Origin of the sequence: Psychrobacter sp. van23A, assembly GCF_030845275.1 — a bacterium.
GTDB lineage: Bacteria > Pseudomonadota > Gammaproteobacteria > Pseudomonadales > Moraxellaceae > Psychrobacter > Psychrobacter faecalis.
Genome location: NZ_CP132595.1, coordinates 2336496 through 2351923, shown reverse-complemented (window position 1 = coordinate 2351923; position 15428 = coordinate 2336496). Strand labels below are relative to the sequence as shown.

The 15428-nt window shown below is 43.4% G+C and carries 17 protein-coding genes, 1 tRNA gene and 1 CRISPR repeat array; of the genes, 10 read left to right on the top strand and 8 right to left on the bottom strand.

Going from position 1 to position 15428, the window contains the following annotated elements; all coding sequences use genetic code 11:
• Nucleotides 1–54: 54 nt before the first annotated feature.
• Nucleotides 55–807, bottom strand: coding sequence for a type 1 glutamine amidotransferase (locus RAH45_RS09945; RefSeq protein WP_306495235.1), 753 nt, complete (start codon nt 805–807; stop codon nt 55–57).
• A gap of 212 nt (nt 808–1019) precedes the next feature.
• Between RAH45_RS09945 and RAH45_RS09940 the strand changes: the two genes are divergently transcribed.
• Nucleotides 1020–1096, top strand: a tRNA-Val gene (locus RAH45_RS09940).
• Between the two features lie 230 nt (nt 1097–1326).
• Here the strand turns inward: RAH45_RS09940 and RAH45_RS09935 are convergent.
• Nucleotides 1327–1551, bottom strand: a complete 225-nt coding sequence (locus tag RAH45_RS09935) for a helix-turn-helix domain-containing protein (protein WP_041773282.1) — start codon at nt 1549–1551, stop codon at nt 1327–1329.
• Nucleotides 1552–1700: 149 nt separating this feature from the next.
• Between RAH45_RS09935 and RAH45_RS09930 the strand changes: the two genes are divergently transcribed.
• The 4 genes from RAH45_RS09930 to RAH45_RS09915 all read left to right on the top strand — a co-directional run bounded on the left by RAH45_RS09930 (nt 1701) and on the right by RAH45_RS09915 (nt 4219).
• Nucleotides 1701–1916 (top strand): hypothetical protein, encoded by a 216-nt coding sequence (locus RAH45_RS09930; RefSeq protein ID WP_011959964.1) that lies wholly within the window; start codon nt 1701–1703, stop codon nt 1914–1916.
• Nucleotides 1917–1927: 11 nt separating this feature from the next.
• Entirely contained in the window at nt 1928–3124 is a 1197-nt protein-coding gene (locus tag RAH45_RS09925; RefSeq protein ID WP_306495945.1) for an Arm DNA-binding domain-containing protein, read from the top strand.
• The gene (locus tag RAH45_RS09920) at nt 3121–3411 is read left to right on the top strand and encodes a hypothetical protein (RefSeq protein WP_198328899.1); all 291 of its coding nucleotides are present in this window, start codon (nt 3121–3123) and stop codon (nt 3409–3411) included. The genes RAH45_RS09925 and RAH45_RS09920 overlap by 4 nt, the downstream gene beginning before the upstream one ends.
• A gap of 442 nt (nt 3412–3853) precedes the next feature.
• A CRISPR array of direct repeats spans nt 3854–4002; the repeat unit is 19 nt; unit sequence TTCTAAGTCACCTATGCGG.
• Nucleotides 4003–4024: 22 nt separating this feature from the next.
• Complete coding sequence (locus RAH45_RS09915) at nt 4025–4219, top strand: heavy-metal-associated domain-containing protein (protein WP_025646094.1); 195 nt, start codon at nt 4025–4027, stop codon at nt 4217–4219.
• Nucleotides 4220–4411: 192 nt separating this feature from the next.
• Here RAH45_RS09915 and cadR read toward each other — a convergent pair whose 3' ends face one another.
• Complete coding sequence (gene cadR, locus RAH45_RS09910) at nt 4412–4822, bottom strand: Cd(II)/Pb(II)-responsive transcriptional regulator (protein WP_068406859.1); 411 nt, start codon at nt 4820–4822, stop codon at nt 4412–4414.
• A 151-nt stretch (nt 4823–4973) separates the two neighbouring features.
• Between cadR and RAH45_RS09905 the strand changes: the two genes are divergently transcribed.
• The gene (locus tag RAH45_RS09905; protein WP_191692465.1) at nt 4974–7127 is read left to right on the top strand and encodes a heavy metal translocating P-type ATPase; all 2154 of its coding nucleotides are present in this window, start codon (nt 4974–4976) and stop codon (nt 7125–7127) included.
• Between the two features lie 114 nt (nt 7128–7241).
• Here RAH45_RS09905 and RAH45_RS09900 read toward each other — a convergent pair whose 3' ends face one another.
• Entirely contained in the window at nt 7242–8222 is a 981-nt protein-coding gene (locus RAH45_RS09900) for a GlxA family transcriptional regulator (RefSeq protein WP_306495234.1), read from the bottom strand.
• A 106-nt stretch (nt 8223–8328) separates the two neighbouring features.
• On the opposite strand from RAH45_RS09900, the gene RAH45_RS09895 reads away from it, so the two are divergent.
• From RAH45_RS09895 to RAH45_RS09885, 3 genes are all read left to right on the top strand, one after another.
• Complete coding sequence (locus RAH45_RS09895; RefSeq protein ID WP_144297046.1) at nt 8329–8877, top strand: cysteine hydrolase family protein; 549 nt, start codon at nt 8329–8331, stop codon at nt 8875–8877.
• A 64-nt stretch (nt 8878–8941) separates the two neighbouring features.
• Nucleotides 8942–9856 (top strand): MBL fold metallo-hydrolase, encoded by a 915-nt coding sequence (locus tag RAH45_RS09890; RefSeq protein WP_192993341.1) that lies wholly within the window; start codon nt 8942–8944, stop codon nt 9854–9856.
• Between the two features lie 93 nt (nt 9857–9949).
• Entirely contained in the window at nt 9950–10219 is a 270-nt protein-coding gene (locus tag RAH45_RS09885; RefSeq protein WP_306495233.1) for a universal stress protein, read from the top strand.
• Between the two features lie 172 nt (nt 10220–10391).
• Here the strand turns inward: RAH45_RS09885 and arsJ are convergent, their stop codons facing one another.
• From arsJ to RAH45_RS09870, 3 genes are all read right to left on the bottom strand, one after another.
• Nucleotides 10392–11624, bottom strand: a complete 1233-nt coding sequence (gene arsJ, locus RAH45_RS09880; RefSeq protein WP_144297049.1) for an organoarsenical effux MFS transporter ArsJ — start codon at nt 11622–11624, stop codon at nt 10392–10394.
• Between the two features lie 2 nt (nt 11625–11626).
• A complete protein-coding gene (locus tag RAH45_RS09875) occupies nt 11627–12637 on the bottom strand; it encodes an ArsJ-associated glyceraldehyde-3-phosphate dehydrogenase (protein WP_289047811.1) in 1011 nt (336 codons plus the stop codon).
• Nucleotides 12638–12717: 80 nt separating this feature from the next.
• Nucleotides 12718–13527, bottom strand: coding sequence for a metalloregulator ArsR/SmtB family transcription factor (locus tag RAH45_RS09870; protein ID WP_306495232.1), 810 nt, complete (start codon nt 13525–13527; stop codon nt 12718–12720).
• Between the two features lie 259 nt (nt 13528–13786).
• Between RAH45_RS09870 and RAH45_RS09865 the strand changes: the two genes are divergently transcribed.
• Nucleotides 13787–14848 carry an ArsO family NAD(P)H-dependent flavin-containing monooxygenase gene (locus RAH45_RS09865; protein WP_296175864.1) on the top strand — a complete coding sequence of 354 codons (1062 nt, stop codon included), beginning with the start codon at nt 13787–13789 and terminating at the stop codon, nt 14846–14848.
• A gap of 12 nt (nt 14849–14860) precedes the next feature.
• On the opposite strand, the gene RAH45_RS09860 is transcribed toward RAH45_RS09865, so the two are convergent.
• The gene (locus tag RAH45_RS09860) at nt 14861–15193 is read right to left on the bottom strand and encodes a YnfA family protein (RefSeq protein WP_201564455.1); all 333 of its coding nucleotides are present in this window, start codon (nt 15191–15193) and stop codon (nt 14861–14863) included.
• Between the last annotated feature and the right edge of the window lie 235 nt (nt 15194–15428).

Here is a 15428-nt window from a genome sequence, read left to right as displayed (position 1 = left end):
AAGGGGTAAAAAGCAGCTAAACCGTTAAGTTTTTTTAGGATTGAAAGATTAGGTTTAAATGTCCGCCGTCTTTGCCATACGATTGAGCATGGCTGCTAAGCGCGCGTTGTTATTGGCAATATATTTATCACCAAGCGCTATGATCTCAGTAGGTGATTGTACGGTTTTAGGATAGTTAATTAGCCCTTTTTGAATGGCATTGTCGCCGTTTGCTACCATTTTAACGATGCTTTCTTTGGTGACTTCAAAATGACACTGCCAAGCCATCACCCAAGTGCCAAGCGCTTTTTGCTGCGGCGTTTGATAAAGAAAGCCTTGATTGGGCCACGCTGCTGATGTTGCTAACGGAATCGCTCCTTGTGGATATTCAAACCCATCGCCATGCCAATGAAAGACCGTAAACGCCTGCTTTGGTAATTCTTGGAGTAAAGGGTGAGACTGAGCGTCTGTGGTCAACTGAATAGGTAGCCAGCCGATTTCTTTTACGCCTGCTGGCTCTACGCTTGCTCCCAAGCAGTGGGCAATAAGCTGCGCCCCCAAACACACGCCAATGACGTTTTTTCCGCTATCCATACTTCGTTTAATCAGACGTTTTTCTTCAATTAGCCAAGAATGGTTGTCCTCATCGTGGACACTCATCGGCCCGCCCATCACGATTAACCAGTCAAAACTGTCAAGCGCTGGCAAGGTGTCTTTATTATAAGAACGCGTGTAGGTAATAGTGTGCTGATGATGAACTGCCCAATGCTTAATAAAGCTGAGGTCTTCGTAATCTGTGTGAAATAAAGCATGAATGCGTAAGGTCATCTGATGATCTCGATTAAGAAGTTGTATTTTTATAATATTGAGAGTCTATAAGCTATAAGTTGTCTTAGAATAGTGGAAACTATTTAGAGTACTCTAATTCTCTTAAGTGTTTCATTATAAAGCGTAAAATTAGCTATTCTCATAATAACCTAATATTGTGATAGAAAAGGCTTGCAAAGTTTTAAAAACTTGCTAAAATGCATGTCCTAAATAGGCGTATAGCTCAGTTGGTTAGAGCGCTACCTTGACATGGTAGAGGTCGCTAGTTCGAATCTAGTTACGCCTACCAGATTCGAAAGCCCCAATCTTTATGATTGGGGCTTTTTTTATGCCCGTTTTATAAGGGTCGTAGCGCAAAACTTCTATTTGATTCGTGTTGTAGCTGCTCTATTTTTATCAGTATTCTTTTTTCTTAAAAAAGCTCGGTGACCAAATGGTGACTAAAACGTGACCAACCTAAAATATCACTATCTTGTCTTCTCCGATATTTGACCTCTACTCCAAACTTTTCTTTACCACCTATTTAACTTCTTCTGATGCCTTGTTAGGGATATAAGTAAATAATTCACCCACACCCACATCTAGTGCTTCACAAATCTTATCCATGGTTTCAAAATCTATTCGCGAAGTCTGTTCATTATAGATTTTGTGCATTGTAGATTTACTAATGCCTGTCATCCTTATCAAATCAGCAACCTTCATTCTGCGCTCTGCTAATAAAACTGGCAAATTAGACACAATCATAATAAAAACCTTTATTTCATAAAAAGTACTTGTATCGAATAACAAATAACGGTATATTAAGCGTATCGAAGTACTTTGTTGTTTTATAGAAGTACATTAATGTTCGATAGACTCGTAAAGTAGCTTAATTAACTTACAAGGAATCTATTATGTCACATACTTACCTGACAACCCAAGAGCTTTCTGAGCGTATCAAATACAATCCGCGCACGATCCGTAATGAGCTTAAGGATAGCGTACTTATTGAAGGCATTCATTACATACGTCCTTTTGGTGGTCGCAAGATTTTATACGTTTGGGAAGAAATTGAAAAAGACATGCGTACTGGTATCACCGGTAGCATCAACGCCATGGCATTGCAATAAGGAGAAATATGATGGCTAGCATTAGAAGCAGAAATAAGAGGCTTATAGTCGATTTTTATTATATGGGCAAACGCTGTCGGGAGACGACAAACCTGATAGATACTCCGGCAAATCGTAAAAAGCTTGAAAGTATTATTTTGAATATGGAAGCCGAAATTAGGTTAGGTATTTTTAATTATGCTAAATACTTTCCGAAAAGTGATAAGGCTGCAGAAATGGTGGCTTTGAACGATCGTAAGGAATGTATTAATACCAACGTTCCTTCCTTCAAGCAGTTCGCAACACTGTGGTTTTCTGAAAAAGAAATTGAGTGGCGCGATACTTACAAGCGCAAAATACAGGAGATTATTGATATGTATTTGCTTCCTGAGTTTGGTACTAAACCCATTCATCTCATAAAAAAGACAGATGTATTAGCCTTCCGTTCATCGCTCGGCAAAGTAACGTACGGAAAAGCTAACAAACATCTGTCAGCGGCACGCATCAATTCTATAATGGTACCTTTAGGTATGATACTAAAAGAAGCCGCTAAACGCTATAAGTTTGATAACCCTTATTATGATATCAAGGCACTCAAACAGCCTAAAACTGATATTCAGCCTCTCACACTGGAGGAGGTTTGGACGTTTATTAATGGCGTGAGGGAGGATTATCGCCATTATTATCTGGTGCGATTTTTTACAGGTATGCGTACTAGTGAGATTGATGGGCTGACATGGGATAACGTTGATTTTAATCGTCGTGAAATTGTCATTAAGCAGGCGTTAGTCAAAGGCAAGATTGTTCCTCCTAAAACACAGGAGTCTTATCGTGCTATTCAGATGTCTCCATGGGTCTATGATGCGCTGAAAGAGCAAAAAGAAATCTCCTATAGGCGTTCGGATTATGTGTTTTGCTCACATACGGGTGAGCCATTGGATTATAACAATGTGAATAAGCGTATTTGGCATCCCACACTTAAAGTTTTACGGTTGAAGAAGCGTAACGCCTATCAAACACGCCATACGGCAGCGACTTTGTGGTTGGCGGCAGGTGAGAGTCCTGAGTGGATAGCCAGTCAAATGGGGCACTCAACGACTAAGATGTTATTTAACACTTATAGTCGCTATGTGCCAAATATGACACGACAGGATGGCAGCGCTTTTGAGGCGCTCGTAAATCGAAGCCAGATTACTCAAGCATCTACTGACAAGGAGACGTCAAAATGAAAATTATTGATTATGACAAGCTATTTGCCGAGTTTAAGCCTAATGGTTATGTCAGTGAGGGTGCCAATACTATCGCTAATATGTTGATTTATGATTTGTGTATTCAACCTGGTTATAATCTAGCACGCTTTTTAGAAATCAAGCCTTGCTTTGATAACCATATGGCAATACGTATATGGGTACAGAAGCGCTTGGATGCGAGTCTTGGATATTTGGTTGATGATATGTATGTTCAACTACAAAGCGAGATTTACGAGCTACTACCGCCGTCTGGTTATGGCTACTAACGAGGAGAATATCATGAGTGTTAACTTTGTGTTCGACTCAAGCCTAGATGATGTAGCAAAGCGTTTGTGCTATCAGTATTGGTCATACGTATCACCCAATGACTATATCGCTCATCTAAAGATACTTTGCTACGATTACAATATAAGGTCTGATGAGTTGTTTGCTACGCTTGCAAAATGCCAGGTTTATTTGGGTGATATACATTGCGAGTATTGCGGTCGTCCTTATCAACTCGATGTGCCAGCAGATATCCCCCATGCAAGACAACATAAATCTTGGTTTTGTGATGGATGCATCAGTTTTTCTGGGGGACAGCTTACGGTTAGTAGGTAGGTATTTGATAATACTTGATAACCAGATGGCCTAGGCTGTCTGGTTTTTTATTGTTTGTTATTTTTTTCTATGTCAAAAGCTTAGCGTTTAATCAGTCTTTTTGCGAGACTTCTAAGTCACCTATGCGGTGATGAAGTGGGAATGTCTGTTACTGGCGGCGAGGACAAATTTCTAAGTCACCTATGCGGTGATGAAGAACAAGACTTTGATTATATAAACGACATTGATTTTCTAAGTCACCTATGCGGGGATGAAATAAAACTTATTTGGAGAAAGGGTATGAAACTATTGATTGCAAATATGAACTGTGGCGGTTGTGCCCGTGGTGTGACAGCAGCTATTCAGAATATCGACTCAAAGGCCAAGGTTAAGATTGATTTAGCAGCCAAAGTGGTCAGTATCGAAACCATCGCCAGTATTGAGCAGATGACAGCTGCTTTAGCAAAAGGCGGTTTCCCTGCACAAGCGCAATGAATCAGCCTTATAAACGCGCAGCCTATCTGTTTGACAGAAAGGACGATGGGCTGAATCACATCTGAAAATATTGACCAGTTGAAAAAAATCTGACATGGGCAACTGCATCTTAGTGATGCGTTTGCCCCGCGCCTTTGGTTATAGGTCTACTTTTAATGATAAAAAGTGGACAGTGTTATCAAAATGAATACTTTATCTATGACACGAGTTATCGGCAAGCGCATGCAATATTCCGCAGGATTCAGCTAGCGCTTCACTTGCGCATTTTTGCCGCAACGCTAGTAGATGTTGCTTTAATTGTATCAGCTCTTCCATACGTGTCTCTACCGCATCGATATGCTCATCCAATAGCACATTGACCTCACCGCAGTTTTCATCAGGTTTATCTCTATATTGAAGCAGGGTTCGTACTTCATCCAAAGTCATATCGAGCGTACGGCAGTGCAGGATAAATTGTAGACGCTCAAAATGCGCTTCATTATACAAACGATAGTTGCCTTGGCTACGCGCAGGTTTTGGTAATAACCTCTCTTTCTCATAATAGCGAATGGTTTCGACCGTCGCACCGGTGCGCGTGGCAAGCTCACCAATTTTGATTAGCATGTGTATCTCCTTAAATAGTATTTTCTATTATCTAAACAATAAAGTAACTATAAGGTTTGCTGATAAAAAATCAAACCTCTTTATCGTTAAAAGTCTTGACCCTAAAGTTACTATAGGGTTCATACTGCCTTTAACAAGAGGAGAAGTGATTATGCAATATCATATTGAAGGTATGGACTGTGCCAGTTGTGTTGGTAAAATCGAGCGGGCGTTAATGCGAATACCTGGTGTCTCTGAGGTTCAGTTAAACTTTGCGACTCAAAAGCTAGAGCTAACCTTGGCGCCTGATACGAATACTGGCGTTAAAGATATCGAGAAAACCATTAAAAGCCTAGGGTTTGGTGTGTCAGCGTTAACGGGTCAACAAAATGAGAGGGGCAATGATGGTAATCAATCAGCGGTGGACAATCAGCGCTGGTGGCAAACCATAAAAGGCAAACAGGTCATTGGTACGGGGCTTTTGATGGGTGCCGCATATGTATTGTCTTTAATTTTCCCTGAATATGGCGCATGGGCTTTTATTGCCGCTGTGGCTATCGGTGTCCTACCATTTGCTCGCAAAGCTTCTGCACTGGCGTTAGCAGGATCGCCTTTTTCAATTGAAATGCTCATGTCTGTTGCGGCTATTGGCGCGCTTATCATAGGTGAAGCTGAAGAAGCGGCTGCCGTGGTCTTTTTATTCTCGGTTGGGGAGCTATTAGAGAGTGTCGCAGCTAATCGTGCGCGCGCAGGAATCAGAGCATTATCGTCGCTTGTGCCAAAGACAGCTATTTTACTGGACGCGCAAGGACAACAACGTCAGGTGGCAGCGACTTCACTACAAGTGAATGATAAGGTGCTTGTGCGTCCTGGTGATAGAGTCTCTGCTGATGGCGTGATTGTTCAAGGTACGTCTAGCCTTGATGAGTCACCTGTGACGGGAGAATCTGTTCCTGTTGCCAAAACCATAGGCGATGAGGTCTTTGCTGGATCTATCAACGTTGATGGGGTACTACAAATACGCGTAGAAAAAACAGCGGCAGATAATACAATTGCTCGTATTATTGAGCTTGTGGAGCGGGCACAAGCGTCCAAAGCACCGACTGCACGCTTTATTGAAACCTTTAGCCGCTACTATACGCCTATCGTTATGGCGATTGCGGCTTTAGTGATTATTATCCCACCTCTACTGATGGGAGCAGAATGGGGAGTATGGCTATACCGTGGTTTAGCGCTATTACTGATCGCCTGTCCTTGTGCTCTTGTGCTGTCAACACCTGCCGCTATTGCCTCAGGTTTGGCTGTCGGCACGCGCCATGGACTGCTTATCAAAGGAGGTAATGTCATGGAGTTGGTGGGTCAGGTCAACACTGTCGCTTTTGATAAAACGGGTACTTTGACCGAGGGCAAACCTCGAGTAACCGATATCATTGATTTTAAAACAGTACATGGCGATGCTGAGGGTCGCGATAAACTACTGTCACTGTTTGCAAGTGTCGATGCTACCTCCAGTCATCCGCTTGCTATCGCTATTGTGGATCATGCCAAAGCCGCTAAGGTAGTCATACCTGGATCCTCCAACGCCTTTGCGACCGCAGGTAAAGCGGTTCATGCAACGGTTGCTGGACGCTCTTTGGCCATCGGCTCACCAGTCTACGTCGCTGAGAAAGTGATGTTGCCAGCTGAGCAGCAGATTCAAATTGAAATGCTACAAAATGATGGTAAAACGGTTTCTATTTTGTTTGATGAGCAAACGAGGGAGGCGCTCGGATTGGTCGCTCTACGTGATGAGTTACGAGAGGATGCAAAGCAGGCCATTGCCCAGCTTAACAAGATGAACGTGCGCTCCGTCATGCTCACAGGTGACAACAGTCGTACGGCAAAAGCGCTTGCCAGTCAGTTAGATATAGAGTGGAAAGCTGAGCTGTTACCTGAAGACAAGCTACGTCTACTCAGTGAGATGCAAAGCAATAGTAAAATAGCGATGATTGGTGATGGTATCAATGATGCACCCGCTTTGGCAGCGGCAGACATTGGCATTGCGATGGGCAGTGGCACGGATGTGGCTATCGAAACGGCTGATATTGCCCTATTAAAAAGCCGCGTGATAGACGTTGCTAACCTTATTGCCTTATCCCGCGCCACCATGAGAAATATCCATCAAAATGTCATATTTGCACTTGGGTTAAAGGGCATATTTCTGATAACCACTGTGCTCGGCGTGACAGGGCTTTGGATTGCTGTGCTAGCGGATACTGGTGCTACAGTACTGGTGACGCTGAATGCATTGCGTTTACTGCGTTTTAAAACAAGATCTTCCGATTAATTATCATTAAAGGATAAGGCGGTCGCAACTACATTGGGACCGTTTTATTAAACCTATCTCCTGCCTACAAGCAGTCAATGCACCTACCTTTAATCCAGAAATCGCCTAAACCTATCACTCTTCATCCAGAGTAAATCTGCGCCGATATTCGCTAGGGGTCAAACCAACAATGCGCTTAAATATTTTACGAAATGCACTGGCATCACTATAACCAACTTTCCACGCTATTTGCTCAACAGGCATTAAAGAGAACTGTAGAAAGTCTTTTGCACTACCAATGCGTAATCGCTGACAGTATTCTGTTGATGTCATGCCCGTCGCCTTATGGAAACGGCGCAGAAAAGTGCGCTCCTCTAACTGCGCACAACTGGCTAGGGTGGATAAATCAATAACCCGTGCTTCTGTTTTTTGTAGCCAATGCTGCACCTTTAGTATGGCGGCATCACCATGAGTGAGGTTGGGAGAAAACGCACTGTAATAGCATTGTTCACGCCTTGAGGGGTCAATTAACAATGCACGAGCGGCCTCATTCATGACCTGTGAGCCAAGAAAGCGGTCAACCATCCTAAGCCCCAAGTCCGTCCAAGCCATCGCGCCACCAGCGGTCACAATATCACCGTCTTCGATAATAATGCGATCGACATCCAGATCGACATCAGGGAAGCGCTGTTCAAACTCTTCTACATAACCCCAATGCGTCGTTGCTTTGCGTTTGGATAGGAGTCCCGTCTCGCCCAGTAAAAAAGCACCGGCGCAGACGGATGACAGTATCACACCTGTGGAATGCTGATCTCTTAGCCATTCCAGCCATGGTGCCGCTGCTTGCTTTGCAATTGGCGTCTCTAACGTGGGTGGAATGATGATAGCTGCTAACCTTCCTGAGCCATCAGGATTGCTCGAAAAATTGCAGGTAGGACGCAGATTAGAACCCTTAATTTCCCAGTGACTGACCTGTAAAGGCAGATCCGTTGTATCTTGATGTTTGGCAGCGATTTTACTGGCCACCATCAGTAAGTCAGTCAGCCCAAGGATGGCCGCCATTTGTGCTTTCTCATAGACAATCAAGCCTATTTCAATAGCATGTTTTTGATTCATATGTCGTTATTAACCTCTTATGTGTCGATGTAGCCACTCGTTAGTGTAGCACAGAGCTTGTAAAATAGACGCCTATACAGTCACTTTGATAAAAAAAGGAATCATCATGAGCACAAAAGCACTGATCGTTGTCGATATTCAAAATGAGTATTTTCCGCAAGGTAAATTATCACTCGTTGGTATTAATGAAGCCGCTGATAATGCAGCTTTGGTGATTGAGTCTGCTAGAGAAAAAGGCCATACCGTCATTCATGTTCGTCATGAAATGCCTTCTGCTGACGCACCAATCTTTACGCCTGGTACTGATGGTGTAGAAATCAATGAGAAAGTAAAGCCTATAGAAGGTGAAGCCGTTGTTGTGAAGCATTACCCCAATTCGTTTCGTGAGACCTCTCTTAAAGATCTGCTTGATAAAGAAGACATCAAAGACGTTACCGTGATTGGCGCCATGAGCCACATGTGTATTGATGCAACCGTTCGTGCTGCGGTTGACTTTGGCTATACAACGACCACCATCCATGATGCCTGTGCCACGCTTGATCTTGAATTTAATGGCACGACCGTACCCGCAGCTCATGCTCATGCCACCATTATGGCAGCGATTGAGTTTCTATATGGCGAAGTGATTGACACCCAAACTTGGATTGCGCGTTAGTTATAAGTTTTTAAGCAAACCATTATTAACTCATAATATAGACTCATCAATAAGGCATCAAATTATGAAAATATCGAAATCTCTGACCGGCACCACACTATTAAGTGGTGTCATGTTGTTAACCGCATGTACCACCTTTGCCAGTCCAGCGTCCAATTCTAACGCGGTAAAACAGACGGCGACCAATACCGTTCAATTTCAGCAAATCCGTAATGCCACGATTAAGCTTGATTATGACGGTACCACGTTTTTAGTGGATCCTATGCTCGCGGCTAAAAACGCTTATCCAGGGTTTGCAGATACGTTAAATAGCCAAATACGCTATCCAATGGTAGATTTGCCGGTATCTGTTGCAGAGGTGCTAAAGGCTGACGCCATTATTTTAACCCATCTACATGCGGATCATTGGGACGATGCTGCACGCAACCTGGTCCCTCGTAATATGCCAATTTTTACCCAAAATGAAGCCGATGCGGCAATCGTGCGTAAAGATGGCTTTACCGATGTCAGAGTGTTGACAGAGCAAGGGGTGGTGTTTAAAGGCACTAGAATCAATAAAACCATCGGACAGCATGGCACTGATGAGATGTACAAAGTTCCAGCGCTTGCTCAGGCACTTGGTAAAACGATGGGTATTGTGTTCCAAAAGCCAAACTACAAGACCGTCTATGTAGTAGGGGATACCATTTGGAATAAAGACGTAGAGAATGCGCTGACTCGCTACAAGCCTGATGCGGTCATCCTTAATACAGGCTATGCAAAGCTGTCTACCTTTGTCGATGACTCTATTATTATGGGTAAAGACGATGTATACCGTGCGTATCAATTCTCACCTAATGCTCAGATAATTAATGTGCACATGGATACGGTCAATCATGGCGCACTGTCGAAGGCAGAGCTGCGCCGTTTTATCGAAGAAAAACACTTAGACAAACAGCGTGCGCTTGTTCCTAATGATGGTCAAACCTATAAATTCTAGTTCTTTAGAAGTCAATTTTTAGAAGCTTCCCTGTGTGGCAATGCTCAAAGTGTGTTGCCACATATAATAAACACTGCATAACTGAGACAGTTTATGAATATGCCAGGTAATGAGGATGCGACCTCCAAAAAAAGCCTATCACTAGCAACTGAGCAGCTAACAGCAGCAGGCTTTACAGTAGACGCACATCATGTGTCTGCCTCCGATGCTGTTGATGGATTATTGGCTTTTCAAAAGCAAAATGCGGTCGATATTATTATCATTGGCGCTTACGGACATTCTAAATTCCAACAGTTATTTGTTGGCAGTACTACGACAAAAATCATTGCTAAGACGCTATCACCAGTAATTTTGGTTCGCTAACTTCTTAGTGTAGCCAATTCATTAGAAAACGAATACAGTAGGGCTAGGATAAAAACTTTACCACTGCTGCATATACCAGCGCAGCAAGTGGCAAGAGTTTTATCCCAGCTCTATATCATCATAAGTGTGTTTTGATTTTAAATAGACAACAGATTCATTGATAAAAATATAATTAGTATACCGCCGCTTTGTACGTATTAGGCAGTTTTAGTGATAGTAACGCGGCGATTGCCACAAACGCACTCGATATCCAAAGACACGCCTCTAAACCAAATTCTTGGTAGACCCAACCTGACAGCACCGTACCAATCAATCTGCCCATCGCGTTTGCCATATAGTAAAACCCCACATCCAATGACACGCCATCACTATCAGCATAGCTGACGATCAGATAGCTGTGTAACGAGGAATTGACGGCGAAAACCACGCCAAATATCAGCAAGCCAAGAATAACCGATGCTTGAATATAAAAATCAAAGTATAAGGCCAGCGCGATGGCAGCAGGAATAAACGTCAGATAGCTTGCCCACAAAAAGGCTGCGCGACCCGTTGGTAACACGCCTTTTTTCTTACCTGTAAAGTAAGGTGCAACCGACTGGACGATGCCATAACCGATGACCCAGCTGGCCATAAAACTGCCGACCCACCAGTGACTCCAGTCAAAAGTCGCTGCCAAAAACACCGGGAGGGCCACCACAAACCATACGTCTCTTGCCCCAAACAAAAACAGCCGAGCCGCAGAGAGGATATTGATAGCAGGACTTTTAGAAAAAATGTCTTTAAATTTGGGTTTGTTGGTGGCTTTGCCGATGTCTTCTTTTAAGACTATTAAACTAAACACCCAGACGATGGCCAAAAGTGATGCCATCAGTATCATAGCGCCTTTGAATCCAATCAAGGTCAGTAGCAAACCACCGATAAAAAAGCCAACACCTTTTAGTGCGTTTTTAGATCCTGTGAGGATCGCTACCCATTGATACAGCTTACTCTCAGCATTTTTGGGCACCAGCAGTTTGATTGCGCTTTTGGCACTCATTTTATTCAAGTCTTTGGCGATACCTGATAAGGCTTGGGCGATCATCACATAAACCACGGTGAGCATATCAGCAGGTACAGCGAGCATGGCAAGGGCGACAATTTGTATGGCCAATCCAATATTCATGGTTTTGTTGAGCCCAAGACTGGTGCCAAGCCAACCACCAACCAGATTGGTGATAACCCCAAAAATCTCATAAAACAAAAATAGCATCGCAATGCTTAGTGGACTATAGCCTAACTGATAAAAATGCAGCACAACGAGCATTCGCAATGCGCCATCCGTTAAGGTAAATGCCCAATAGTTGCCAGTGATGACTAAGTATTGCTTCACTTGCGACGATAAATCCGTAACGGATAGCAGTCCCATGATTAACCCTTATCTGCTAGACCAACCATTTGGACCAATTCAGCCGTTCTATTGGCGTAACCCCACTCATTGTCGTACCAAACGTAGAGCTTTACTTGGGTATCGTTGACGACCATCGTCGATAGCGCATCAACGATACTTGAACGTGGATCGGTTTTATAATCAATCGATACCAGTGGACGTGTCTCAAAGCCCAATATGTCTTTTAGCTCAGTTTCAGATGCTTGTTTAAGTAGTTCATTGACTTCCTCAACCGTGGTGCCACGCGCCATTTCAAACACACAGTCGGTCAGCGAAGCATTAGCCAAAGGCACACGAATGGCATGACCGTTTAGCTTACCTTTTAATTCAGGGAAGATATGCGTAATGGCAGTCGCAGAGCCTGTCGTGGTTGGGATAAGGCTCATACCGCAAGCACGTGCCCGGCGTAAGTCTTTATGCGGTGCATCTAGTATCGTTTGGGTATTGGTAATGTCATGAATGGTGGTCATCGAGCCATGCTTGATGCCTATTTTCTCGTGCATCACTTTAACCACAGGCGCTAGGCAGTTGGTGGTACAAGAGGCAGCAGTCACAATGGGATAGATGTCTTTATCATATAAATGCTCGTTTACACCCATGACGATATTTAACACACCTTCTTCTTTGACGGGGGCTGTGACAACGACACGTTTGACCCCTTGATCTAGATAGGCTTGTAGTAAAGCCTTGGTTTTTATCTTGCCTGAGGCTTCGATGACCACATCGCACAGTGACCAGTCGGTGTCTTTGGTCGCTTTGTTTTGCGTACAAGGAATGGCTTTGCCATTGATAATCATGGACGTGCCTTCGTAGGTAGCGTCGTGATGCCAGCGACCATGCACAGAATCAAACGTCATTAAATGCGCGAGCGTCTTAGCGTCACCCGCCGGATCATTGATGTGGACAATCTCGATGTCGTCCCAATCAAATGCCGCGCGCATGGTCAAACGTCCCATACGTCCAAAACCATTGATACCTACTTTGATTGTCATAAAATTGTCCTTAGTACTGTTTAAAATCATCAGAAGAAATGGTGTAAAACGTTCAGTGTTATTTAAGTATGGATGATGGATTATTTACAAAAACTGGCTCTGTCGGGGCGGTTTTGCATCGCATCCAAGCGCCCAATCTCATGCTCAATTAAGTGAGTATTGTTTTCTGTGGTTTTTGCAACCACAGTCTTTGCCCATACAGGCAACTCAGGATTGATACGATAAAATACCCACTGACCGTTTTTTCGATCAGTGATGACGTTTGCCTTTTTTAACACAGCAAGATTGCGTGAGATTTTGGGCTGACTGTCCTCTTCCAAGGCTTCCATCAATTCGCACACACACAGCTCACCATGATATTCGATCAGCATCAACGCTTTGAGTCGAACGTCATCCGTCAAGCTTTTGTAAAAGGTAATCGGATCAAAGTCAGATGATGCCGTGTCTTCTTTATTGACGGCAGTCTTTGTAAGGTTATGTTTTTCTACAGACAGAAACATCGTTAAGCGACTGTTTAATTCACTTAAGGTAGTAGTAAAGGGATGACTGCCAGCACGTGTTTTTGGGTCAGGGATATCCCATGCCAGTTGCTTGGCCGTATTGGGGTAGCTTCGGCATTCGGTACTGGCCTTTTCGCACAGAGTAATGACGTAGTCAAAAAACTGACCTTCAAATTCGTCGACGTGCTTGGATCTTAAGCCACTGGCGTCGAAGTCAAACCTTTCTAGGGCTTGGATGGTTCGTTCATCTACTTCGCCTTTCTCTATGCCTGCGCTATAAACATCATAGATATCACTGGCTTTATACTTTAATAATATCTCAGCCATTTGTGATCTGGCTGAATTACTGGTACAGAGAAACAATACCTTTTTCTTATTTGAATGTTCCATAACCTAACCCTATTAAAAGACTATACATATGAAATATTATATATACAATATTTCATATGTATAGTCTTTTAATAGTTATTATTGGCTTTAGTTAGTGAAATGATATTTTGGAGCGATGCAAGATTATTTGCATGATAAGCTGAATCAAGATGTCGATAAAAATTTCGTCAAAACATGTATTCAATTAAGATCTGAAGAGTAAAAAGCAAGCCTCAGTATGAGCAATTGATTTTTCTGGTAGCAGACACTAAGGAGCATTATGTCAATTAAAGTATTCGACACCATCATTATCGGCGGTGGTCAAGCCGGTTTAGCCGTTGGCTACTATCTGAGACGTGCGAAACTTGACTTCATCATTCTTGACAATCAAGACCAAAGTGGCGGCGCGTGGCAGCATACTTGGCCATCGTTACGCCTATTTTCTCCTGCTCTTATGAGCTCCTTGCCAGGTCGCTTGATGCCAAAAGCAAAAGATGGAGAGTATCCCCATAGAGACGAGGTCATCCATTACCTTGCTGACTACGAAGAACATTATAAGTTACCAATCTACCGACCTTATCAAGTCCAAAGCGTACAGCGTGATGATGAAAACAATTGCTTACGGGTGACTGATGGAAGTTTTACATGGTTGGCAAAAACCGTCGTGAGCGCAACGGGAACCTGGAGCAATCCTATAATTCCTTCTATCAAAGGTCAGCAAGCGTATCTTGGGGAGCAATGCCACTCCGCGCATTATGAAGGCCCAGACGCCTACAGAAATAAGCGCGTATTGGTAGTAGGTGGTGGTAATTCAGGTGCACAAATCTATGCGGAGCTGGCTGAAGTGGCTAACGCCAGCTGGGTAACACGTGAGCCCCCATTGTTTTTAGCCGATGATGTCGATGGACGTGTCCTGTTTGAAAGAGCAACAGCACGTATTACTGGCAGCAATAATGGTGATCCTGAGGGCGGTATCGGTGATATCGTCATGGTGCCTCCCGTCAAGGCGGCACGTGACAAAGGGGTTTTACATTCAGTACCTATGTTTAACCAATTTACTGAACAAGGCGTCATTTGGGCTGATGGTAGTGAAGAAACGATAGATGCCGTTATTTGGTGTACTGGGTTTGAACCAAATCTTGACCATCTAGCACCTTTAAATGTCTTAGAAGCTGATGGAGAAGTGCAAGTTAAAGATGGGCAAGCGGTCAAGGAGCCTCGGTTATGGTTATTTGGTTATGGTGACTGGGCAAGCCCAGGTTCTGCCACTCTGATTGGTGCTGGACGCAGTGCTAGAGAGAATGTTCCCACTCTATTGGAGTTTTTAGCACGTGATGGTTAAAACAACCGTATCCTATGTATTGCGCGGTGCAAACATAATAATAGCCATACCTAGAAGTGCCACTGCTGTACCTAATATGTCCCATGTCGTTGGTCGAATACCATCAACAGCCCATAACCATAGAATTGCCATTGTTACATACACTCCACCGTAGGCGGCATAAACTCTGCCAACGGCGGTTGGATGTAAAGTCAGCAACCATACAAAAGCGACCAAACTAAGCGCACTAGGGACAAGTAGCCATATTGACTTACCTTCTCTCAGCCATAAGTATGGCAAATAGCAACCTACAATCTCTGCTAATGCCGTAATGGCAAAAAGCCCAACTGTTTTTAATTCAGACAAAAAACTTACCCCTTTAGTCATTCATAATCTAGCGCTAAAGTTTATCATCACACCGTAAAAAAACATCCTCAAAAAATACACTGTTATGTATACCCCAAAGGAACCAGCTATTTCACCCTTTAAACCTATTAACAGACTACTCAAAATAGACTGTTAATATGGAACTATCTATAACAGGCTTTTGAATTATGGGACTGGTCGCCGCGCTTTTGCCCTATCATTAGCCTATAGTGTG